The organism is Nostoc sp. FACHB-110, from assembly GCF_014697425.1.
In the GTDB taxonomy this organism is placed as follows: domain Bacteria; phylum Cyanobacteriota; class Cyanobacteriia; order Cyanobacteriales; family Nostocaceae; genus Nostoc_B.
On the sequence record NZ_JACJRU010000054.1, the window covers coordinates 18,744 to 38,536 of the forward strand.

The window sequence follows — 19,793 nt, forward strand, 5'->3', positions numbered from 1 at the left end:
AACAGGGCATGACAAACGCAACTTTTACTAAAGGTTATGCATTACTCATTGGCGTAGGTGCAGATTTACCTGTTACTGTCAAAGATGCAACTGCTCTAAAAGATGTACTGATTGATCCCAATTGCGCTGCCTATCCGCCAGCACAGGTGACGCTGCTAACCGAAACCGCAGCAACTCGGCAAAATATCCTTGCAGCTTTTGACCAAATTATCTCCGAAGTAAATCAAAACCCTGATGCAACTGTTATCATTTACTACTCTGGTCACGGTGGACGCATCAAGCGCACCAATGAATACTTCCTTGTACCTTATGGTTACGACCCCAGCCAACGAACAAATACTGCTATATCAGGTTTAGAATTTACCCAAAAAATTGAAGCAATTATAGTGCGGAAACTGGTAGTTTTATTAGATTGTTGTCATGCTGGGGGTGTTCCAGCTTTGAAGGAACCTGGGGAAACCTTTGTAAAATCACCTTTACCGCCAGAATTATTAAATGTGCTGGAAACGGGAAGCGGTAGAGTTGTGGTTGCTTCGTCCAGGGAAGATGAATATTCTTACACGGGTCAGCCTTATAGTGCTTTTACCGATTGCTTGCTGGAAGCCTTGCAAGGGAAAGCAGCAGTCAATAAAGATAGCTATGCTCGAATTCTTGATATTTTAGTGTATTTATTTGACCAAGTACCAAAAAGGGCTTCGGGGCCGCAGCACCCGTTTGTGAATAAAGTGCTGGATTTGGGTGATAACTTCCCCCTTTGCTATTACGCAGGTGGGAGTAAATTCTTGCCTGGTGAAGTAGCAACTATTGAAAGTAGTCCAATTTCTAGTAGCTTAACTACTGGACAGCAACGGCGACTACAGCAGAAACTAGATGTACTTCAAACAGAATGGGGCATCCGCAGCCAAAAAATTAAAAGGATGCGGGCAGATTTGGCGATTGAGGCTGGAACCGCAGTTAAGTTTCAATTAGAACAGCAATTGCTTGATGAAGAAGCAAAACTGGCGCATCTTAGTAATGAACTAGAGAAAATTGAGTCGGCATTGCAACATCTATAAGGGTCAATTTGCACGACCCTTCCACGTTTGAAACCAACCCTTCTTTACTTCAAGCAGTGATAGCTGCTAGTGAAACTAGCACAGAAGATGAAAACGAAGATAGATGGCAGCAAATTCGAGAAGTTATGAGTAAGCTGCCTGAAGATAAACGAGAGCTTTTGGAGCTTCGTATTATAGAAGAGTTATCTTGGAACGAAGTCTCTAGCCGTTATGCCGCACAAGGAAAAAATGTCAAAGTCGCTACACTCCGTAAACGAGGAGAGCGAGCATTAGAGGAACTACGAGAAGCTCTTTTACAGATGGTTAGGCAGTAGCTTTACTTTGACTGATGCTGTGCTGATATCTCCTAGTTTTGCTTTAGATATTCCAACAACCTTACGTGAGCGTGAACGCACCCCTCTTGCTTCTTCACTACACTTTGAAAGTATTATTCCTGCTTTGGTTCTGTGGAAAACTAAGTCTAGACGGCTTAATCGCTTCAAGAGCCTCGGACAAATTCTAAAATTTTTGACACAGACCAGCAAGAGGCGAACGCATACCTTACCAAATAAAGACGCTGCATTCCTTTAAGGTTCAAAGTCTCAAAGCATAGAACTTAGTTAACAAGCGATATGCTCATAGCGCGAGATGTCCACAGACAATTCTAAAGAAAAAAGTTTAGTGATGGTGATGGCGTGATGAGAGTGATCGCCACCCATGCTATCTTTTTCAAAAAAGACAAAAACAGAAGTTAAGGCGAAATTCAGTTTTAGCTCGGTAATAATTGCCACCTTATCAATATAATGCTCTCAATCCCTGTATTTCTGGCTTGAAAGTCAAATCGCCCAAATGCAAAAAAGGCAAAATAAGCGTAGTAGGTACGGTTATTTTAAGACATCCCACAGCAATTCTGAAGCACATCGTCAGCCCCTCCCCAATCATACGCTTATCAACAGTAATCATTAGCACAAAACTTGATTAAGTACAAAAATGGCAGTTTTTAGGTAATTGAGCAAAAAAGTACGTAATATCAAGGCTTTCAAGCACATTTATTATCAATAAGCCTCAATTACTGACAATAAATAAACTAAAAAGGATTTTTTGCAGTATGTGTGTAACATCGCGGTATTATGCGTTCTCAATAAGACCCAAGCTTATTGAGAATAAAAATTAGGTAAAAAAGTGGCTTAAACTTAGTTGGGATAAGGCTTTCAAGAGAAAATTTTCAAAAATCATGGACGGCCAAAAAGCCAAAAAATGGGGTTTTATGTACTTTTGGCCGTCCAAGAAAAAGTCATGAAATCTCTATATTTTGAGATTGACCTTGTTTCTGGACGGCCAAAAAGCTAAAAATGGAGGTTTTTTGTACTTTTGGCCGTCCAGTTTTTAAGTAATATTTGTTACTAAAAACACACTTAAAAATCCACTAACACTAGTGGGTTAGGGGAGTTTATAAGTCATGATCAATTCAAGTGACTATCTCTAGCCATTCATGGGGAACCGATCTGAATCCAGTAGAAAAAATCATCGGGATATGCCAGCAATCATGGTAGTGATTGAAAATTGGTTCACCCTCTGCTATGCCGATCGCCTGTCCAAATTTCTCAAAAAATTCTCGATATAAGTTACCCCAGATTAAACCCGTCACCTCTAGCCCTTGCCGCAATCGCAGTTTTAACCCAGTCCACTGTGATTGTGTTTGAGCTTGTTCAGTTGACTCTAGATTATGAGTGTCAATCTCATCCCTTTTGACTTGTGGCAATGATTCAACTGTTGTTAACTGTTGAGTGTTAACTGTTGACTGATGACTAATAACTTTTGCTGCTGCGGTTAATCCATCTTGCAGTGTGGGCAGTATGCTGATTTCCTCATCCACTGCCACTTGGTGGGTCGTTGCTTTTTCTTGTGCTATGTCGCACTGCTGACTATTGAGTGTTGGCTGTTGAGCTATTACTGCTGGCTGGTGTTGAGTTTCGTCTTCTATTGTCGCCGCCTTATCAGTCACAGTAACTTCTCCTACCTCAACTATCGCCACTTGCTCCCAGTCAACCTTAGCCACTGCTGATGATTCTAAATAATTATCAAATTTTCGCGCGAGAGCTTGCAAGACTTGTACCCTGACAGGGATTTGCATTGCTTGTTTATCGACACAGTAGACACGCTCACGTACTCCCTCGACCAGCTTTCTGGTGGGTTTGGTTAACTTAATGCCTATGCTATCGAGTAAGAAGCGCAAAAACTCGATGTTCTCTTTTTTTGACGCGGTTTCTGGTTTCGGTACAGTGTTGAGAGCTAAGGCAATATCATCTCTGTTTCTGACTGTATTAATTAGATTAACCACTGCCGGAGAATTTTTGTGAAACTCCCCATCTAAAAACTGAAGAATATTTAGCTGTTGTAATGCCCAAATTTTTAAATGGCTATCACCCTTGGCTTGAGATAAAAAGAAATTTTGGTTAGTCGCTAAATAATACCAGTTAACCTCACTACGTTTTTTGGAAATTTCCAAGTTATTTAGTAAATAAAATCTCTGTTGTTTGCTGATAAATTCTTTGTCTTTCAAATAGTAGTCAGCAATAAAGTTGACATCCCATACAGAGGATTCTTTAATTCCGGGAATTCTATCAAGTAAACGTGTCTTTTCAATTCGGCGTTGAACTGACTTAGGAGGATTACTTTTGGCGACTTGATTAGCTTCTTCTAATGAATTAAACTCAACTGCCTGATGAAGTTCTAAAGCGTAGCGCATGATGACAACTTCCTTGGCTGCTTTTTCTATAGCTTGAGCTTCATTATCGCTATCCCACTCACAAACCTCAACACTATGCCCTGTTTCTTTGAGGGCATAAATCAAACATTTTCGCAGGTTATTCATCTCGATATTATCGAGCGCACCTAGCTGGCAAGATAAAGCCCACCAATCATTATTACTACGGCTAATCGCTTGACCAATTATTTCCAGCATTCTGCTAGTATTTCCATCAGCCGCCAGTATTGCTGATAGGAGAATTTTTTCATTCAGTAATTCTGAGAATGCTTTTTGGGAATAATTTTTCGGGTTATTTCTGTCTCTAATGGTTGATTTTTCGGGACAGAAAACATAGTGAGGGATGCTGTCATCTCTGAGCCTAAACAACATTTGATGCTGGCTGTTAGTGCCTTGTACACCAGTGAAAAAAGTAAACTTATCGGTAAAATAATTTTTGACTGTGACACTTACCCCAGATTCAGCAGTGGGAGAGATTATAAAGTATTCTGGCTTGTACTTTTGAATAAATGTGTTTGGGTTAACTAAAAATTCTTTAGCCCAAGCTTCACCAGAGGTATCTTTGTTCAAAACGTACCCACGTTTACCAGCTTGCCGGAGAATTTCATTAAGCCTATCTGTGAAGTCTTTAGAATCGCTGGCAATCCAAGGTATTACATCATCACAAAGCAAGGCTTTAATTAATGGTGACTTATCCCGTTTTTTAATTTCGCCATCTTCATCAACGCCGACAATAAATTTAAAAGTATGTGGTGCAATAGCAGCAGTATTTTCAATTTTGATGGCTTTCTTCTGCGCTATCTTGGCTATAAAATCCACATAAATATCAGCCAAGTTACCATCAAGTAATATAACTCTATTGCACTCCTGTAAAGCCTTAGAAAGTATAGCTATTGCTCTGCCTTGTTCTTCTTTGAGTGTTCCCCCGTTAGTGGCATGAAGCAATACAGAAACAGTCTCATCTAAATAAATATCGACACCTTGAAAATAACCGTCAATGTGGTGAATACTGTCTAAACATAGAGCTAGATGAGTATTAGTATCAGCCACCAAAGCAATACCATCATCCTGCTGTAAATGGTAAATATTTAACCCTACTTCACTACCTCTATTACCAGTTTGCAGTAATAAATTATTGCGGTAGCCAATCAAAAAAGCACGATTAGAAGATAACCTAATTAACTCAATCAACGCTTCTGTTTTGCCGCTACCCAATCCAGATTTCACCCCGATTACTACACCACGTTCAGGAATAGTCGGGAATCTAAACTTAGGCTGATTCAGCACAATATCGGCTGTGTAACGCCGATTTTTTAGCCATTTACGCCAAGCCCAATCCTGAGATTCATCTTGTAATTGTGACTCATCAGCCAGTGAGAAAAATTCCCCTGGTGTAATTAAATCAAACAAGAATGTGTTATCTAATTCATCGATATCAGGGCTTTTTTCTTTATATATTTGACCCCACCAAGCAACGCTGACTGAGTAAGCAATGCTGGTCAACTCCTGAATAATTTTTTTGTAATTCCCTAAAATCAGAGGGTTGTTTAAACTCCCAGCATCTGGACACAAAACAATCTTGGTAACTTCGGCTAATGATTCTGTGACAGTATTGATTGAACCTAGCCAGTTTGCCCCAGCAGCACCGATGATTTGAATGTCTTTGCGTCCATGCCTAAACCACAATTTCAGGGCAGTAATTAGCGATTTTAAACAGCCTTCTACTAACCAAGTTTCGGTTATGTTGTTTGCTTGTGGATGCCGCCAAACAAATACAGGTAATTCACCGCTTGGCAGGTGTGGCCCATTGCCGCCTCTAGTGGCAGATGATAACCAAATGTACTTGCCATACTTTACACGGTTGTCACTAGCTAACTGAAACCCTGTGATTTTACCACTGTTATTTACAGCTGCAATCCCAATCCCAAAAACACCCGTTAACTGTATACCTCCATCAGCCAGTATGACCCCAGCTAGTGCGGATGAAGCGTTAACTTTCTTCCCCGGATGCCAACTACAAATCCAACCTTGAGCGAGCGCAAATTCAATTTCATCGTCGGTTAAACCGCGTTCTGAGGATAGGTCACAACGATGTTTTTGATTCACTGGTAAGGCGGCAACAATACTGCGGTATTGTTCATCTCGGTCAGCTATTGGTAGTAGTCGCGCTAATTTGTGCTGTTGTTCCCTCTCGGATTGCTCACGCCGTCGTCTTTGTTCATTGATCCATTGTTGGCGTTGTTCTTGAGTCCATTCTTGGCTGTTGTCGAGTTTGAATGTGGCTGTATGCCCATTGCTGGGTTTTACACATACATAGCCATTAGCCTTTTCTCCCTTTTGGGCATCTACTAGTCCGTGACAAAAGACTGTATCATCTGCTAAAACCCGGCAGTCCCCCTTGATGTTGAAGCAGATAGGGCAAGGATTATTTCTGTTAGTGGGGATAGGGCGAGTATTAAGCATTTGCCACCTCCTGTTGGAAGTAGCCCAGCATCAAAATTACTGAATTTTCTTGAAATTCCTTCTTATCCTGGATTTTCAGCCTATATGTCAGCCGAGGCTCATGCTGCTCAATTAAAAAATATTTATAGGTATATATTCTTTGAGCTAGAAAATTTTTCGATTTTTTATGAGCGATCGCCACCGATGCACAGGTGACGTTCTGAGTTATTGGCATCCTGAATCACTCCTTTAAAAATTTGGAGTAATCCCTCGCTGAGTATTTGGTGGAAGATGCCTTATGTGTTACGTTGAAGTCAAATATAGAAATTTATTTGGTGAGCGGTGAGAATCCGCTTTTTGGGAGCGCCTGAGAAACGCTCTGTGGCTTCGCAATAACTGGCAGTCACACCAGAAAGTCGAGGAATCACCCTTTTTTCTATCAATTTTTCGTCAACTTGTTGAAATATTAGGAAGTCCCCGACGCATCATATCTGAGCGGCAAATATTCAAGGGTCTGAATGTTTGACTTAATTTTTTTTTGAGAAGATGAGCCAGCTTGTAAGCTCTTAAAATGCTGTTTTGTGCCATATTTGTATGTCGTTATACTTAGCTGTTTGCATTCTACGGGATTAGTTGCTCAGGTCTTGTTGGCATCTAGTTAAATTTTTCAACTTTGTAACATTAAGAATTGCGATCGCTCCTTGGGGTTAGGAAGTGCGCTCTCTAGTTACCGCCTCCTTTTTTCTAGCTCTACGTTGATTTTTGTTGATTAATTCCCAATCACCAAAGTATTTGATATAAGCTGACAAATCCTCTGGGGGTAGGGATTTATGAAAATCCCTAAGACTGGCTGTAAAGCCTGTAGGGTAAGTTTCTCGAAATTGGCGGCGAAAGTTAAGATATCCTGCCCAGTCTCTGGCTGATATCATTGCGGCCATTGCTTGAAAAAACTGCTCCTTGGTTAATGTTTGAGATGCAACCATGTTAAAAAATGCGATCGCCTTAAGGTTAGAACAATTAACTAATAAAAGAAAAAATAAGAAACCGATTGAGTAACATACTGTTAAACGTAAGCGCAGTACGGAGTGTAGGAGACAGATTGGCTCATCCTCAATGCGTTATCGCACCTATGTTACTGGATTGGCAGATTGAAAAATCTGTTCAGCAGTCAAAGCCAAGTCGGGAAAAGTTAGCGATTCGATGCGCTCCCCGTTTCGGAATTGCTTAACTTGGTATTCCCCTTCAATTAACGAGTAAATCGAGATAGTTGGTTGTTTAGGATTACCAATGAATTTTTTCCCACCCAAAGCCGCATAATCTACAATCCAGTATTCAGGGATGCCAATAGCTTCATACTGACCAAGCTTGGTGAAGTAGTCATCACGCCAGTTTGTGAGGCAGTGCGTTGGACGGGTTTCCCGGCTTGAAGCAACTGCCGTGCTGACAACTTCTATAACTAATGGGATTGATGATGACTGACTAACTGTTGATTTATTTCTCCATTTTGGTTCATTGACTAAGTTGAGGCGATTCAACAACAGTACGTCAGGCAAGAAAGCAGATTCACCTTCATTTGATTGAACAAACCCCATTTTAGGAATGTCATAGGGCTTTGAAAGACGGGCGCACTCCAGCAGAATTTGCTTGATTAAGAATGCAATCAGTAATTCATGATCACCTGTTGGTGGTGGCATTTGCTTGATAAATCCATTATGCAGTTCGTAACGTAACTGTGTTGAATTAGCAGGATACCAGTCTAGAAACTGGTCAACAGTAACAGTAGTTGGTAGCGACTGAACCATTCATCTACCTCTTTTGGTTAAGGCTTTACAAAATCTCTTTTACTGATTTAATGCCTTGGTTACATCTTTGAACTAGCAACCATCTTTTAGCTTCAGGTTCCAGCGCCGGCATAATCCGGAAGTTTAGAACATCCGCCCATTCAATCAGTAGTCGTTGTATTGTCATGATGTGAGACTGGTGGCTTGAAAAATCTGCTTGGCGGTTAAATTCAATTCCGGGAAAGCAGGCGAGACAATGCGATCGCTGCCTCTAAATTGAGTAACTTGGTATTCAGCATCGATTAATACATAGATAGATATAGTAGGCTGTTTGGGGTTGCCAGTGAACTTTTTAGCGCCTAGACCGAGATAATCTACAACCCAGTATTCAGGAATTCCAATACTTTCATACTTACCCTGTTTTGTGTAGTAGTCATCATCCCAGTTGGTACTAACTACCTCAACTACTAAGGGAATTGATGCTGCTTGGCTTACAGTTGATTCTTTTTTCCATAGCGGCTCATTCACTAAATTAGGGCGATTGAGTAATAGGACATCTGGGGAGTAGGCAGATTCTGACTGAGTTGGTTTAACAAGCGCAGTTTTGGGGATTATGTAAGGTAAATTTAATCGGTCAAATTCTACTGTTAGTTTTCTTGCTATAAAACCAACAACGTCTTCATGATCTCCCACTGGTTGTGCCATTTCAACAATTACGCCATCATGTAATTCGTATCTTCCGCCTTCGGGCCGCCACGCTGCAAAATCTTCAAAGGTTACTAGTTTACGTAAGGCTTGAGTCATAATTTATTGCCTTCAGTAGTCGTTTCGCTCATGCCGTCTTTTCGTTCTCCTATTTCATATTCCCGCTTCAATTATTTTGGCAATCTCCTGACTTCACAATGGTTTACGGAAGAAAGAAAAAGTACGAAATAATGTGCCTAACAATTAGTTACATGGGCTTGTACTAAGGGTTATGGGAGCCATTACTGTTCACCATAGTTGCTCGGTCGAGCCTTCACGATGCCAACCGCTTTTTCAGTTCTGCCTCAAGTTGCTCATCATTATTTACTACTACTCGTCCCGGTTTCGATCTAATGATGCTCAGAAAATGCTGAAATGCTTCTTCATCTTGGGGATTTGCTTTAACATATTCCCGCAATTCTTTTTCAGACAAATTTAAATATTCACTCATCCGATTATCTCCTCTCCATTACTCAGAATTTCTACTTCGATTGTTTCCCCTATCAAAACTACAATTCTGCTTGTTCTGGTATTGAATCTCACTAATTCTATATTCCGTAGCAGATTGCTAGCTCGAACGCATAACCGAAAAAATGCTTTTAGTTGTTCTATCGTCGGTTCCATAAGGCGATCGCCTGTGTTTTGGCTTGTTACTGTTCTGGCGTGTTGGTCATGTTGACCTCTCCTGTTCTAATTTCCTTTGTTCTGCTGCTTTTAAAATCAGCTGCCTGCATAGCTGGGTAATAGGGATAAATTCAGATTTTGCCCAATCCTCTAAATAACGGAAATCTTCATCCTCAAACCTAATTTGTACTTTTGGCTTACTAGAAGGCATGACGCTAGGTAATTTACTTAGCATCTATTATCCACCAGAAAACACTTGTGTCTACTTAGTGAACCTCTTGCTTGACAGGTGAACCTCTTAGACACTATATTAACAGCTAGAACAGCAAAGTGAACAGAGTTTAAACACAAAACCAATACAACGACTATCCAGCCGAGTGAGCAAGCGCAGTTAAAACAATGTTCTTAGTGAGTTGGCTAATCTTTGCATGGTATTTGCGTAAATAATCCGTCAATGCGCGTCAGCATTTATCTGTTCAGTGATTGCTCAACGCCTGTCAACGTTTAACGACCGTCAAAGATGCCCAAATAATGAAACTTGCCAGCACAGGAATAACGTTTGATGCTCCCATTTTTCTGGAGTATCCCAGCACCAAAACAGACCTTGCAATTTTGATGGAGGTATCACGTACCACCTTAGTCAGTTGGGACAATATAGCCTACTGGAATATTGACGACTACCGCCAAGATTACCCACTAATCAACGAATCTGAGCGCGATAGACAATGCCCTTTAACCCCTTATCAAGCTTGGTGTGTAGCGCGTGTTGGTAAGGTAATGTCCATCTTTCGTAAGAAAGAGCGAGTAGAGCGTTATATCGCCAGTCACAAGAACGAATTTTCTAAATACGAATATCGCAAACAAGCGCAAAAAGTTTATCCCATAGGAGCTTAAATCATGGCGCGTAAGTCCACAAAAGCCACTGCAACCACAGCAACTATGCCAGAAGTAGACACAATTACAGTTGTCACCGCCGCCGCTAAACTGCACATGGCAACAGACGACTTTAGAATCAAATACCTGAAAGACCGTTATCCCGCCAATTACCAAACCATATCAGCAATTTCAGAAGCAGAATTTCAGGTAATTTCAGAGGGCATTCAGCCAGCATTGCCAGCCACAAAACAGCCACAATTGCCAGCACACGCTGAAAATTTAGAAATCGCTGAAACCCCCACATTGCAAGCATCACAAACAGCCACAGAAAAACCACAAAATGCCCCTATAGTACCCCAGACTTCACAGCAACAGTTAACCAATCCTACTCAGCCCCTAACACCCAATACTGGCTTATCTCTAGTTGAGCAGTTAGCAAAACAGGCAACTGAAGAAATCGCCGCCGTCGATGCCATCGCTCAAGTTAAAAACCAGTTGATTTTGAATAACTTGGCTATTCGCCAAACTGAGTTAACAGAAGCTATCAACCAAAACTGGCAGTATCAAAAGCATGAATATTTGGGAGCGATTAAAGATTTAGCAAGCCTCGGTAAACAACCTGTAGAAGTTACCCCCGACGAAACCGACTTGCACCAAGAAATCGACGCGATCATTGATGAACTGGGGAAGAAACTAATTGTCTAGTAGCTGCTTTGGTTTTACCCTTCGATTTACTCAACCGATTGCTAGAGAAGATTTTCAAACTATTTCAGGACTCTTAGCTATGAATACTCAACCATTGTCAGAGCTAGTTGAACAGTCACAACAGCTATTAGCCCAAATTAGACAGCATCCACAGTTTAAAATTTTGCGCTTTGACTGTGACGTAACTGTGGGTGACGTGAGCCAATTTTTTAACACTCTCCAATACTCAAGCACTGGCTTGGATGTATCTAGCCTCGAAAGTTTCAACAATGAATAAGCGATCGCCCCTCCGACCAAGAAAGTGCGATCGCTTATCAACCACAAACCAAAAAAGGATTGTTTCAAATGAAAATTGTAGCTGCATTTTTAACAGTTGCCATCACTTTGGCAACTGTTCAATCTTCTATTGCTTGCTGTAATTACGCCAAAACCAGCGACACCATAGCAGTCACAGCAACCGCTCCATAGAGGTAGTAGTAGATAAAGCTCAACATTAAAAGCCCTCAAATTGTCTGAGGGCTTTAACAGCTTCGAGAAATGCAATAGCAAGCATCAGGTATTTTTCAATCCTACCAACATGGACAATGACTTAAATCGCCAAATTGAGAACGCTAAAACCGATGAAAGCGAACTCAACGAAGTTTTAGAAAAATACGACCTAGATGAGCAATTAGCGCGGGAATTTAGCGACATAGACAAAGCATTTCGCCAACTAGAAATTCGATATCAATCCTTAATCAACGCTCGTAAGTTTTTAAACAATGGCTAAAATCGATACTACTAAAGCAGCTGCTCAAGCCGTAGCTGAAAAACTGGCCAGAGGTAAAGGCGCGACTACTTCAACCACTACCAGTCCCGCCGCCGCTACTGCTACTAATCCCATAGATAAGCGCGTCCCTGGCTTATTAAATGTCACTCCTGAAACGCTACCAGTAATGATTCCAGCGTTTCACCCTGACAAATATCATATTGCTGATCCCCTCAATCCTCCTGAGAACTTACCCCAAGCTACAGAAGCCCAATTAGATAAAGGGATGAAACTCTATGAAGGTGCTACCAGAGCGTTAAAACTCACAGGTGCAGCATTAGACCTAACCCGTGAAAAATTTACAGTAGTGGGTAAACACGCCAAAGCTTTTGGTGCTGGTATCCAAGCCGCTACAGAAATTGAGAAGGTCAGAGGTAATTACCTTGACTACCTAAATCAAAAAGAAATTACCACCCAGAAATCAGTAACTCTTGATGTTAGTCAAGCTAAAACTACCACTGATACAAACATTGCAGTTTATAGCAAGGATGAACTTACCCAGAAACTAAAGCAAGCCGAATTAAAAGCCGAAGAATTGCGACTAAAAACTGTTGAGACTGAGGGTAAATTATCCAGTTTTAAAGCACAGTTAGGCGATTATATAGAGGTAAAAAAATGAAGAAAACTACTAACAAATACCTGGAAAATTTATTACCAGATGAAATTGATTCATTAAAAGCTTCAATGAATCAGCTTAATTATGAAGTAGAGGGTGATTCAGAAGATTGGGCAACAGAGTTAGGTAAATTATACGTTTCACGTTATGGCTACCCTAGTGATTATGATACGTATTTTGAGATTGGAAGTAGCTTAATTTACTACTTCAAAAAGTCGGAGGAGCAATCTAAATGATTCAACTATATTTTGGCTTAGGTGCAATTTGCGGAGGTTTTGTAACTTATTTAGTCACAGATGCCAAGCTACAAAAAGAGCTTATAAAGGCTGCTAAGGTTGCCAGAAGTGCCAGCGATAACCTTCACAGTGTAATTAATAAATATGAGGCTTCCAAAGCTAAAACAGCCAAGCTTAATAGCGAATTGTCAGCCTTGAAAGATGAGTTAAAGGAAGCCAGAAATACTATCAATTCGTTGGGTCATACCAAGATTGAGAATAGTGTAATGGTTGCTCATCTAAATTCTAAATTGGATGAATACCAAGCTAAACTGACTCAAATTTTTACCCAATCCCAGAAAGATAAACAAAAAATTGAGTATTTAGAATCTGAGATTGAGCAATGGGAATTTAACTTTAAATCAGCAGTAGACGCGGAAGCTAACAAACGCTTTCAACTGGCCAAACAAACTGAGTTAGAGAAGATTTACTCTGAGCATGATTCAATTACCACTGAAGCAATGCAGTTGTTTAGACGGTTGCAAAACTGGAGTGAAAAGGTGGCTCATGGTCATGCTTCCAAAGCTGAAATTATTAAGTCTTTAGCATCTGGCTACAACCAAAATTTAGATGAGGTCAGCAAGGCGATCACCTCTGAGCGTCAAAACTATCTAGAGCAAATCGAACTACTTAACGAGCGTATAGCCCAACTGCAACGAGAACTGCAAGGGGATCTATTAGAACCCGTTTATGGTGAATTTGGTTTTGATGCCAACGGACGGATAGCAAACGCGATCGCCTCTTGGTTATGGTTTCAAAAGCAAATACCTTTGAAAGTCACAGGCATAGAAGAAACTGACTCAGTAGTAACGGCTGGTTATGGGTATAGCCGCACCATGTCACCAGAAGCGATCGCTAAATTAATCAAAGATTGCTCACCAGAGATAACCAGAAATTTAGGAATTTACAGCGTTGAGTCTGCCAAAAAACTAGCTGTGACTGATTGCCTTGTGGTGAAGTTTCGCAAGGATAGACCAGCCAGAAAAGCTGATAAAGGTAGTTTGTATCGCAGCCAGCAAGACTTTATCAATTACCTATTAAGTCAGCCGATTAGATGGCGAATTGTTGGGGAGCCAGGCGCGGGTAAAACTCCTACAGTCTTAGTTTTGATGAGTCATATATTTAAGCGTGGGTTTCTCACTGGCAATACTCCCAATGGTAAAAAACTCGACTTTACAGAAATTGCATTCTGTAATTCATTGGCAGGAATTAGCGTGAAAAATTCCACAGATTTGGACTTTTGTTTACGATGGCAGAGTGCTGGTAGAGGCTTTCAAGGTTTGGCTGATGAATACCAATTTCGTAAGTCTTCTACGAACTCAAATTACAAAGATTCGGTAGGTTATATCTGGGTTTGTGACGAGTTTGATAACGCTATTGATACTGTTGGGAATGATGGCGGCAAGCAGTTTAAGCAAGTCCTTAAAGACGGCGGCCACATAAATATGGGTGTCATTATTATGGGTCAATCTGGTATGGTCAGCACTACCAAAGGGTTAACCATTGATGATCAAAAGATGTTAACCAATGTCTACATCGACCCTGTGAGTATTAGAACATTTCTCACCCAGTATGGCGATCGCTTTTACAGTAAATCGGCAGTAGAAAAAGCATTGGCCACACTGGAGCAAATAGAGTTGGAGATGGAAGAACAGAATGAAATTATCTGTGATACCGCCAGAGAATTCAGAATTGCAATGGTGACGGCTGACCGTTCACCTGTGTTTTACCAGTTGCCTTACTTCGATGGAATTGATATTGATTTAGCTGGCTATCAAGAATCACTAGCCCAGATTGCAGTTATTAGGAAGAATCTTTTAATTGATGTACCCTTGGTTTGTCCCCAATGCCAAAGTCAAAACTTCAAAAAGAATGGGCGATCTCAGGGTAAGCAGAGGTTACAGTGTCTTGATTGCGGTAAAAACTGGCTGAGGGATTAAACATGGAATCTCGCTACTTGACCAATGAATATCAAGCCAGAAACGACCATGAACCCGGATACATATATTTAATGGAAGCTGAAGGTTATCACGGGCTAATTCCTGGTTGTTATTTGCGTCGTTGCAAGATTGGTTTATCTCGAAATCCGCAATTGAGGCTGGAAAACTTTCACTCCAATCAGCCGCCATGCAACATTAAAATTCTCACTACTGTTTACGTTCAAGACATGGCAGAAGTTGAAACACAATTGCACCAGCAGTTTAAAAAATGTCAGGTTAAAGGTTTAGCCAAAAGCCGTGAATGGTTTGACTTTAACCCGTTGCAAATGCCAATGGTACGATATGCGATCGCCAAACATGACATTCATATTTTTACTTTCAGCGAGCTGCCATTTAAGTTAATTCTGTTATGCCTTTTAGGATTGCTGAGTGTAGGAGTGATAGCAGGGAGATTGACCACTCAGCCAGTAACACCGCTACAGGAAAAATTAAAGGTTAATTGAGAGATAAAAATATGAAAGAAACAATCAAAAGTTTGCAAGAGGAAGCATTTTCTAAACACGGGGAAGCTGTAGCTTGGCAGTTGGCTTGTCAGGCTGGGTCGTTCAATAGGAAAGAAACTTGGCGCAAAGTCATCAATATGGACACTCCATCGTTAGCCGAAAAATTCGAGCATGAGGTGTGGGCTAGAAAAATCAGGGCATCTTTGGGAATTAAAAGTTAGAACTGCAAACTAAGCTATGAGGGATTACTTATGAGAATGTTCTTTATACAATTCTCATAAGTAATCCTCAAAAAATTAAGGGTAGGTTGTGAGCCTACCCTGTGGTTTTAGAATGGTGCGTTACCAGTTTTGAGCGTGTAGCCTAAATATCCTTGCCAGTATTCACCTTGGGTTGTTCTTGGTGGCAGACCGATAGCCGCGTCAAACTCTCCAGAATAACGGTCATTTTGATTCTTAGCTGTGGTTGAGACTTGAGAAATTGTTAGAGTAGTCATGAAATTAAATTCCTTTTATGTTGTGGGGACGTTGGCGCGTCCCTCTTTCGTATCTCTATATTAGACGGTTTGTATAGTTATTACAAGAGGTTTTGTATAGGGATATTTGCTAACTTCATCCCTGTACAAGGGCAAATATTGATAGATAAAATGTTGACCTTAGTTTATTCCTTACTTACTATATAAATAAATGAAATTTGCTAAATATATAGGTAAATAAGGAATGAGTAGAGAGTTAAAACAACGCGATGAGCTAGAGAATAGCTACATAGATGAGCGTGTAAGTTACTTATTGCCCCAATTTGAAGCCTTAGCACCTTATAAAATTACTCAGCGTAAAAAAGGAACTGGCGATTTACTAGGATGGGAAAAATTAGCAGCGATTGAAGCTAAAAACCTTAAAGTTACTTATCCAGATGAAAGCCCAGAAGCCGAAAAAACCTATGGAACTTGTTTAAGACAGATTACTGCACTAAAGAAAGGACTTCATAAATCTGCAAAAACAGGCCTCAACGATAAAGCCCTTTATCATCCGGTGTTGACGATCATTACTCACTTTGGTGAAGCACTCTCTTATCAATTTGCTAGTTACAAAGAGCGTCAAAACACAGTCTACCGCCAACAGGTAAAAGAGCGAAGTGAGCCAGAAGCCAGAATTGAGCTAGACCTTACTTCATATCTGCAAAGAGCCAACAACTTACTCACCAGAATTGCTTCTGGAAATGAAGAAGGAATTGACTGGAGAGATATTAGTTGCGCTCTAGCCTTGGCTACTGGCCGCCGTATGGCAGAGGTTCATCTATCAGCTAAGTTTGAACTCATGGGAGAATATGAGATTGCTTTCACTGGTCAATTAAAGGGGAAAAATCGCCGCATTGATGGCACAAGCTTGAGAAATGTAGTGTTTAAAATTCCTACTTTGTTATCTGCCAAACTTATATGTTTTGCTCTACAGTGGCTTGGCGATAAAGACAAGAGATTTCCACATCATGAAGACACAGAACGAGTTAACCGTCGTTGGTCTAAAGTTTTGAGCGAAGCGGCTAAGGATTGGGCAATTATCCCAGATATGACCTACCACAAATTTAGAGGAGCATATCTCAGAGCTAGTATTGTGAATGCTGGAGTTGACCCCTTTGACTATATCGCCTATGCCAGCAGCATTTTAGGCGACGACGACGAAAGCACAATCAGAACTTATCAGCGATTTGTCATCAAGCCCGGAACACTTACCAGAATCTAAAGAAATCCCTATACAAATCGTCTTGATTTATTTTAACAAGAGGAATAGTATAGGGATAAGTATAAGTAGTATTGCCAATATTATGAGTGAAATCGAGCGATTAGCTAAAGAAAGCAATGAGGTTTGGGCATCTAGGTTAGGTAGTATTGCCGCGCACCAGTTAAAAGGTGTCAAGGATGAGCCAGTGATTAGAGAAATAACACTCAAATACTGGGAACCAATCAGAGAGGCTATTATCAGTGATAACAGCCTGAAAAGACCTAGAACAGCGTTTGCAAAAGCTATTACTGAACAATTTCCTAATTCTCAAAAGCGAAAGCCAGGGTATTACCACACTAAGCCACGCGGTAAAGTTCCTCACTGGGAGCATTTAGCTCTATGGTATGCAACTAGTAACCGTGACAGATGGGATGTTATAGGGGATGAAGCGAGAATTGCTTATAAAGCTAGTTTTGAGCAACCAACACAACTAGAACAGCCAGTACAGATAGAACAGACTCAACAGACAGAGCAAGTAAGCTTACAGCCAGAAATCACAGTACCCTCATTAGAAACTATGAATATTGCACAACTAGAATTAGACGCGGATACTCAAAAAGTAGTGGAAGTTGCGATCGCCTACTCTGGGATGTCACTGGCTGAGTTTGTGAGAAAAGCTTGCCAAGTTTATGCCAAGACCGTAACGGGTAAAGTCAAGTTAGCTGATGAAGACTTAACCTCAGTACCTACAGCAGAACTGATGAGCGAAAAATATAAAACGCATCCTGGCAGAGCCGATGAGCTAACAAGACGCGCTATTTATGCTTTAGAAGTTCACAACAACAACTGCACCCAAAGAAATCAGAAATGGCATATTAACCAAACTGCAATACAAACACTCACAGGTAGCAAACCAGCAACCATCAAGAAAATTTTGGAGAATTACCAAACTCGACTAGATGACCACAACACCAAGCATGAGTTAAACCCATACGACAATCGCAAGCCAGGAATAAAAATTGAGGAAGCAATCAAACTGAATGAACTTGTTCCTAATGGGCTTGATGTTGTTTAGCGATCGCCTAACCGTATTTAAAAATTTTGCTATATCAATACAACGTAGTTACCCATACCCAGAGATGCGTTTTATTGTGCGCTCGCCTTTCCGAACAGTGAAGACTACATATCATAAATATTTTTAATTTACTAAAAATATTTATGTTTTTTTTACTTAGGGAAAAATTAATTAAAGAAATATTATTATATATTCTTTATAATTTTTCCTAAAGTGATATTAAAATGCAGCAAATAATTGTATGTTTAATAAATTAAGTTTTTGTTATTAAAATTACATTTTATAAGTTGATAGACCTGTTATTTTGATATTAATTCGCTTAAGAGCTAAAAAATTTATACTAATAAATAAAAATAAAGATTTTATTTTTTTGAAAGCTTTATTTTTATAACTAAGGTGCATCTTCATACGATATCACAGTTGATTATCTAGAGCTATAGGGTATAGACCTAAAGGAGACCTTAAATGGTGGCAGAAGTAAGCGATTTCATTGAGATTACTGATACCGATCCTAATACTAATAAACAAGAAGAAATTACTATTGGTGATGACAGACTAGTTTGGGAAAGAAGATTCAATACTCCTTCACGCAAGAGTAATCGTACAGCATTTCTAATTTTTAACATTAGAGGATTGACTGATACAGAATCAGAAGTCAAAGTCAAAATTAACAACGAAACCATCGGTACAATTACCCCTTATCCTGGCTTAAGTGAAGCGAGCAAACAACAAATTAAGAAACATTGGTATACCCAAATGATTGGAATACCTGGTAAGGTTCTTAAGGATGGAGAAAACGAAATTCAGATTGAAGCAGTAGGTTTTCCTGGTGCTAATAACAGCAATAAGTTTGATGATTTTGTAATTAAAAATGTAATCTGTTTCTTTCACCAAAATGCCTAGAAAAAGTTTAGTCGGGTGTATCTAGTAGTAAATAATCAGCACAATCAGTGATTTTCAAAGACAATATTCCAACACCCTACCAGTAGATAGACTGAGTGGGGTTATTTTTGTGCTTAGAGGCAAGATAGGGGGTGAGTCAGTGGGGTTTTATGTCCACAGGTGGGAGTCAGCTAACATTTGAAGGTGTGGACGCAACCAGGAAGTGAGGAGCGATCTCCCACACAACTTTTGAGGATATGGTGGAGTTTTCTGAGCATTTGCATAACCGGGGATTGGCTGCACCTACGATTCAAACCTATATGGCGGCGCAACTCTTAACCGCTTCGCTTAAATAGGCGGTGTCTGCCACTGCCACAAATCCATTCGTTGAGCCACCCAGTTTGTTGTAGGCAGCGGCAGACACTCCGCTACGGTATGCACGCCTCTCCCACGCTCCTTCCTCAGTTGCATTCCTTGTATATAATCTACCTGATTAAGCTTTTGTGAAGATTTATACAGAAGCTTGTTTTTTGAATTGAGGATGCCAGTATTAACCGAATATACATGAGAGAATTGGGTACATAGAATTTGAGACTCAACACCAGCATAAGCAAACATGACCGTTACTTCCAGCATCAAACTGACGATTCACTTTAATGACCCCGATTTAGAACCAGAAGAACAAGATGAGCAGGTTCAACGGCTGATTGCTGAACTTAATTATATGGACGAGGTAGAGTCAGTTAATCGTGTCCTTGACCCCAACCCACCAGCGGATAATAAGTCATTAGGCGGTTTCTTGGTCGGCTTGCTGATGGCTGAGGTAAATACAGCCAATGCTAAGAAGTTCATAGGGTTTTTAGGTGATCGCCTCGGTGGTAAGCCGATTGAACTCTCGGTAGAAGCTAACGGCAAAAAACTGATGGTAAAAGCCCACAGTCGAGAAGAACTGGAAGCTGCCATTAAAGCAGCTCAAGATTTTATAGCAACATAGGTGAGTTAA

General features: G+C 40.4%; 26 protein-coding genes. 16 read left to right on the forward strand and 10 right to left on the reverse strand.

The features are described from left to right. Window positions 1-8 precede the first annotated feature (8 nt). Both H6G69_RS30115 and H6G69_RS30120 read left to right on the forward strand, forming a co-directional pair. Window positions 9-1,055, forward strand: a complete 1,047-nt coding sequence (locus H6G69_RS30115) for a caspase family protein (RefSeq protein ID WP_190692829.1) — start codon at window positions 9-11, stop codon at window positions 1,053-1,055. An 8-nt stretch (window positions 1,056-1,063) separates the two neighbouring features. After that, entirely contained in the window at window positions 1,064-1,369 is a 306-nt protein-coding gene (locus tag H6G69_RS30120; RefSeq protein WP_190692831.1) for an RNA polymerase sigma factor, read from the forward strand. 285 nt (window positions 1,370-1,654) lie between these two features. Here H6G69_RS30120 and H6G69_RS30125 read toward each other — a convergent pair whose 3' ends face one another. The 9 genes from H6G69_RS30125 to H6G69_RS30160 all read right to left on the reverse strand — a co-directional run bounded on the left by H6G69_RS30125 (window position 1,655) and on the right by H6G69_RS30160 (window position 9,627). Next, a complete protein-coding gene (locus H6G69_RS30125; protein WP_190692833.1) occupies window positions 1,655-1,825 on the reverse strand; it encodes a hypothetical protein in 171 nt (56 codons plus the stop codon). Window positions 1,826-2,502: 677 nt separating this feature from the next. Beyond that, window positions 2,503-6,264 (reverse strand): plasmid replication protein, CyRepA1 family, encoded by a 3,762-nt coding sequence (locus H6G69_RS30130; protein WP_190692834.1) that lies wholly within the window; start codon window positions 6,262-6,264, stop codon window positions 2,503-2,505. Next, window positions 6,257-6,478 (reverse strand): hypothetical protein, encoded by a 222-nt coding sequence (locus H6G69_RS30135; RefSeq protein WP_190692836.1) that lies wholly within the window; start codon window positions 6,476-6,478, stop codon window positions 6,257-6,259. Before H6G69_RS30135 ends, H6G69_RS30130 begins: the two co-directional genes overlap by 8 nt. A 472-nt stretch (window positions 6,479-6,950) precedes the next feature. Continuing rightward, window positions 6,951-7,226 carry a hypothetical protein gene (locus H6G69_RS30140; protein WP_190692838.1) on the reverse strand — a complete coding sequence of 92 codons (276 nt, stop codon included), beginning with the start codon at window positions 7,224-7,226 and terminating at the stop codon, window positions 6,951-6,953. A 144-nt stretch (window positions 7,227-7,370) separates the two neighbouring features. Further along, window positions 7,371-8,045, reverse strand: a complete 675-nt coding sequence (locus H6G69_RS30145; RefSeq protein ID WP_190692840.1) for a Uma2 family endonuclease — start codon at window positions 8,043-8,045, stop codon at window positions 7,371-7,373. Window positions 8,046-8,207: 162 nt separating this feature from the next. Beyond that, window positions 8,208-8,828 (reverse strand): Uma2 family endonuclease, encoded by a 621-nt coding sequence (locus H6G69_RS30150; protein ID WP_190692842.1) that lies wholly within the window; start codon window positions 8,826-8,828, stop codon window positions 8,208-8,210. Between the two features lie 214 nt (window positions 8,829-9,042). After that, window positions 9,043-9,219, reverse strand: coding sequence for a DUF6887 family protein (locus H6G69_RS30155; protein WP_190692844.1), 177 nt, complete (start codon window positions 9,217-9,219; stop codon window positions 9,043-9,045). Then, the gene (locus H6G69_RS34900; RefSeq protein ID WP_397327040.1) at window positions 9,216-9,392 is read right to left on the reverse strand and encodes a DUF6888 family protein; all 177 of its coding nucleotides are present in this window, start codon (window positions 9,390-9,392) and stop codon (window positions 9,216-9,218) included. The genes H6G69_RS30155 and H6G69_RS34900 overlap by 4 nt, the downstream gene beginning before the upstream one ends. Before the next feature lie 46 nt (window positions 9,393-9,438). Continuing rightward, entirely contained in the window at window positions 9,439-9,627 is a 189-nt protein-coding gene (locus tag H6G69_RS30160) for a hypothetical protein (RefSeq protein WP_190692846.1), read from the reverse strand. Window positions 9,628-9,923: 296 nt separating this feature from the next. Between H6G69_RS30160 and H6G69_RS30165 the strand changes: the two genes are divergently transcribed. The 10 genes from H6G69_RS30165 to H6G69_RS30205 all read left to right on the forward strand — a co-directional run bounded on the left by H6G69_RS30165 (window position 9,924) and on the right by H6G69_RS30205 (window position 15,336). Beyond that, window positions 9,924-10,286, forward strand: a complete 363-nt coding sequence (locus H6G69_RS30165) for a hypothetical protein (protein WP_190692847.1) — start codon at window positions 9,924-9,926, stop codon at window positions 10,284-10,286. Between the two features lie 3 nt (window positions 10,287-10,289). Next, window positions 10,290-10,973, forward strand: coding sequence for a hypothetical protein (locus H6G69_RS30170; protein WP_190692849.1), 684 nt, complete (start codon window positions 10,290-10,292; stop codon window positions 10,971-10,973). 79 nt (window positions 10,974-11,052) lie between these two features. Then, a complete protein-coding gene (locus H6G69_RS30175) occupies window positions 11,053-11,250 on the forward strand; it encodes a hypothetical protein (protein WP_190692851.1) in 198 nt (65 codons plus the stop codon). A gap of 68 nt (window positions 11,251-11,318) precedes the next feature. After that, entirely contained in the window at window positions 11,319-11,441 is a 123-nt protein-coding gene (locus H6G69_RS34575) for a hypothetical protein (protein ID WP_277883502.1), read from the forward strand. Between the two features lie 109 nt (window positions 11,442-11,550). Further along, window positions 11,551-11,742 (forward strand): hypothetical protein, encoded by a 192-nt coding sequence (locus H6G69_RS30180; RefSeq protein ID WP_190692852.1) that lies wholly within the window; start codon window positions 11,551-11,553, stop codon window positions 11,740-11,742. Further along, window positions 11,735-12,400 carry a hypothetical protein gene (locus H6G69_RS30185; protein WP_190692853.1) on the forward strand — a complete coding sequence of 222 codons (666 nt, stop codon included), beginning with the start codon at window positions 11,735-11,737 and terminating at the stop codon, window positions 12,398-12,400. Before H6G69_RS30180 ends, H6G69_RS30185 begins: the two co-directional genes overlap by 8 nt. Continuing rightward, a complete protein-coding gene (locus H6G69_RS30190) occupies window positions 12,397-12,633 on the forward strand; it encodes a hypothetical protein (RefSeq protein WP_190692855.1) in 237 nt (78 codons plus the stop codon). The genes H6G69_RS30185 and H6G69_RS30190 overlap by 4 nt, the downstream gene beginning before the upstream one ends. Continuing rightward, window positions 12,630-14,612: a hypothetical protein gene (locus H6G69_RS30195; RefSeq protein ID WP_190692857.1), complete on the forward strand. Its 1,983-nt coding sequence runs from the start codon at window positions 12,630-12,632 to the stop codon at window positions 14,610-14,612. The genes H6G69_RS30190 and H6G69_RS30195 overlap by 4 nt, the downstream gene beginning before the upstream one ends. 2 nt (window positions 14,613-14,614) lie before the next feature. Then, a complete protein-coding gene (locus H6G69_RS30200; RefSeq protein ID WP_242072241.1) occupies window positions 14,615-15,115 on the forward strand; it encodes a GIY-YIG nuclease family protein in 501 nt (166 codons plus the stop codon). Between the two features lie 11 nt (window positions 15,116-15,126). Next, complete coding sequence (locus tag H6G69_RS30205; RefSeq protein ID WP_190692860.1) at window positions 15,127-15,336, forward strand: hypothetical protein; 210 nt, start codon at window positions 15,127-15,129, stop codon at window positions 15,334-15,336. Between the two features lie 107 nt (window positions 15,337-15,443). Here the strand turns inward: H6G69_RS30205 and H6G69_RS30210 are convergent, their stop codons facing one another. Beyond that, on the reverse strand, window positions 15,444-15,611 hold the full coding sequence (locus H6G69_RS30210) for a hypothetical protein (RefSeq protein WP_190692861.1): 168 nt from the start codon (window positions 15,609-15,611) through the stop codon (window positions 15,444-15,446). A 223-nt stretch (window positions 15,612-15,834) separates the two neighbouring features. On the opposite strand from H6G69_RS30210, the gene H6G69_RS30215 reads away from it, so the two are divergent. From H6G69_RS30215 to H6G69_RS30230, 4 genes are all read left to right on the forward strand, one after another. Next, entirely contained in the window at window positions 15,835-16,854 is a 1,020-nt protein-coding gene (locus H6G69_RS30215) for a protelomerase family protein (RefSeq protein WP_190692864.1), read from the forward strand. Between the two features lie 82 nt (window positions 16,855-16,936). After that, entirely contained in the window at window positions 16,937-17,908 is a 972-nt protein-coding gene (locus tag H6G69_RS30220; protein WP_190692865.1) for a hypothetical protein, read from the forward strand. Window positions 17,909-18,373: 465 nt separating this feature from the next. After that, complete coding sequence (locus H6G69_RS30225) at window positions 18,374-18,811, forward strand: polysaccharide lyase family protein (protein WP_190692867.1); 438 nt, start codon at window positions 18,374-18,376, stop codon at window positions 18,809-18,811. 595 nt (window positions 18,812-19,406) lie between these two features. After that, window positions 19,407-19,784 carry a hypothetical protein gene (locus tag H6G69_RS30230; RefSeq protein WP_190692869.1) on the forward strand — a complete coding sequence of 126 codons (378 nt, stop codon included), beginning with the start codon at window positions 19,407-19,409 and terminating at the stop codon, window positions 19,782-19,784. Window positions 19,785-19,793: the final 9 nt, after the last annotated feature.

What these genes read in the sequence shown, in the direction of transcription:
- H6G69_RS30115 (WP_190692829.1), top strand. Translation starts at nt 9, where the DNA reads ATGACAAACGCAACTTTTACTAAAGGTTATGCATTACTCATTGGCGTA.
- H6G69_RS30130 (WP_190692834.1), bottom strand. Translation starts at nt 6,264, where the DNA reads ATGCTTAATACTCGCCCTATCCCCACTAACAGAAATAATCCTTGCCCT.
- H6G69_RS30135 (WP_190692836.1), bottom strand. Translation starts at nt 6,478, where the DNA reads ATGCCAATAACTCAGAACGTCACCTGTGCATCGGTGGCGATCGCTCAT.
- H6G69_RS30140 (WP_190692838.1), bottom strand. Translation starts at nt 7,226, where the DNA reads ATGGTTGCATCTCAAACATTAACCAAGGAGCAGTTTTTTCAAGCAATG.
- H6G69_RS30145 (WP_190692840.1), bottom strand. Translation starts at nt 8,045, where the DNA reads ATGGTTCAGTCGCTACCAACTACTGTTACTGTTGACCAGTTTCTAGAC.
- H6G69_RS30150 (WP_190692842.1), bottom strand. Translation starts at nt 8,828, where the DNA reads ATGACTCAAGCCTTACGTAAACTAGTAACCTTTGAAGATTTTGCAGCG.
- H6G69_RS30155 (WP_190692844.1), bottom strand. Translation starts at nt 9,219, where the DNA reads ATGAGTGAATATTTAAATTTGTCTGAAAAAGAATTGCGGGAATATGTT.
- H6G69_RS34900 (WP_397327040.1), bottom strand. Translation starts at nt 9,392, where the DNA reads ATGGAACCGACGATAGAACAACTAAAAGCATTTTTTCGGTTATGCGTT.
- H6G69_RS30160 (WP_190692846.1), bottom strand. Translation starts at nt 9,627, where the DNA reads ATGCTAAGTAAATTACCTAGCGTCATGCCTTCTAGTAAGCCAAAAGTA.
- H6G69_RS30165 (WP_190692847.1), top strand. Translation starts at nt 9,924, where the DNA reads ATGAAACTTGCCAGCACAGGAATAACGTTTGATGCTCCCATTTTTCTG.
- H6G69_RS30170 (WP_190692849.1), top strand. Translation starts at nt 10,290, where the DNA reads ATGGCGCGTAAGTCCACAAAAGCCACTGCAACCACAGCAACTATGCCA.
- H6G69_RS30175 (WP_190692851.1), top strand. Translation starts at nt 11,053, where the DNA reads ATGAATACTCAACCATTGTCAGAGCTAGTTGAACAGTCACAACAGCTA.
- H6G69_RS34575 (WP_277883502.1), top strand. Translation starts at nt 11,319, where the DNA reads ATGAAAATTGTAGCTGCATTTTTAACAGTTGCCATCACTTTGGCAACT.
- H6G69_RS30180 (WP_190692852.1), top strand. Translation starts at nt 11,551, where the DNA reads ATGGACAATGACTTAAATCGCCAAATTGAGAACGCTAAAACCGATGAA.
- H6G69_RS30185 (WP_190692853.1), top strand. Translation starts at nt 11,735, where the DNA reads ATGGCTAAAATCGATACTACTAAAGCAGCTGCTCAAGCCGTAGCTGAA.
- H6G69_RS30190 (WP_190692855.1), top strand. Translation starts at nt 12,397, where the DNA reads ATGAAGAAAACTACTAACAAATACCTGGAAAATTTATTACCAGATGAA.
- H6G69_RS30195 (WP_190692857.1), top strand. Translation starts at nt 12,630, where the DNA reads ATGATTCAACTATATTTTGGCTTAGGTGCAATTTGCGGAGGTTTTGTA.
- H6G69_RS30200 (WP_242072241.1), top strand. Translation starts at nt 14,615, where the DNA reads ATGGAATCTCGCTACTTGACCAATGAATATCAAGCCAGAAACGACCAT.
- H6G69_RS30205 (WP_190692860.1), top strand. Translation starts at nt 15,127, where the DNA reads ATGAAAGAAACAATCAAAAGTTTGCAAGAGGAAGCATTTTCTAAACAC.
- H6G69_RS30210 (WP_190692861.1), bottom strand. Translation starts at nt 15,611, where the DNA reads ATGACTACTCTAACAATTTCTCAAGTCTCAACCACAGCTAAGAATCAA.
- H6G69_RS30215 (WP_190692864.1), top strand. Translation starts at nt 15,835, where the DNA reads ATGAGTAGAGAGTTAAAACAACGCGATGAGCTAGAGAATAGCTACATA.
- H6G69_RS30220 (WP_190692865.1), top strand. Translation starts at nt 16,937, where the DNA reads ATGAGTGAAATCGAGCGATTAGCTAAAGAAAGCAATGAGGTTTGGGCA.
- H6G69_RS30225 (WP_190692867.1), top strand. Translation starts at nt 18,374, where the DNA reads ATGGTGGCAGAAGTAAGCGATTTCATTGAGATTACTGATACCGATCCT.
- H6G69_RS30230 (WP_190692869.1), top strand. Translation starts at nt 19,407, where the DNA reads ATGACCGTTACTTCCAGCATCAAACTGACGATTCACTTTAATGACCCC.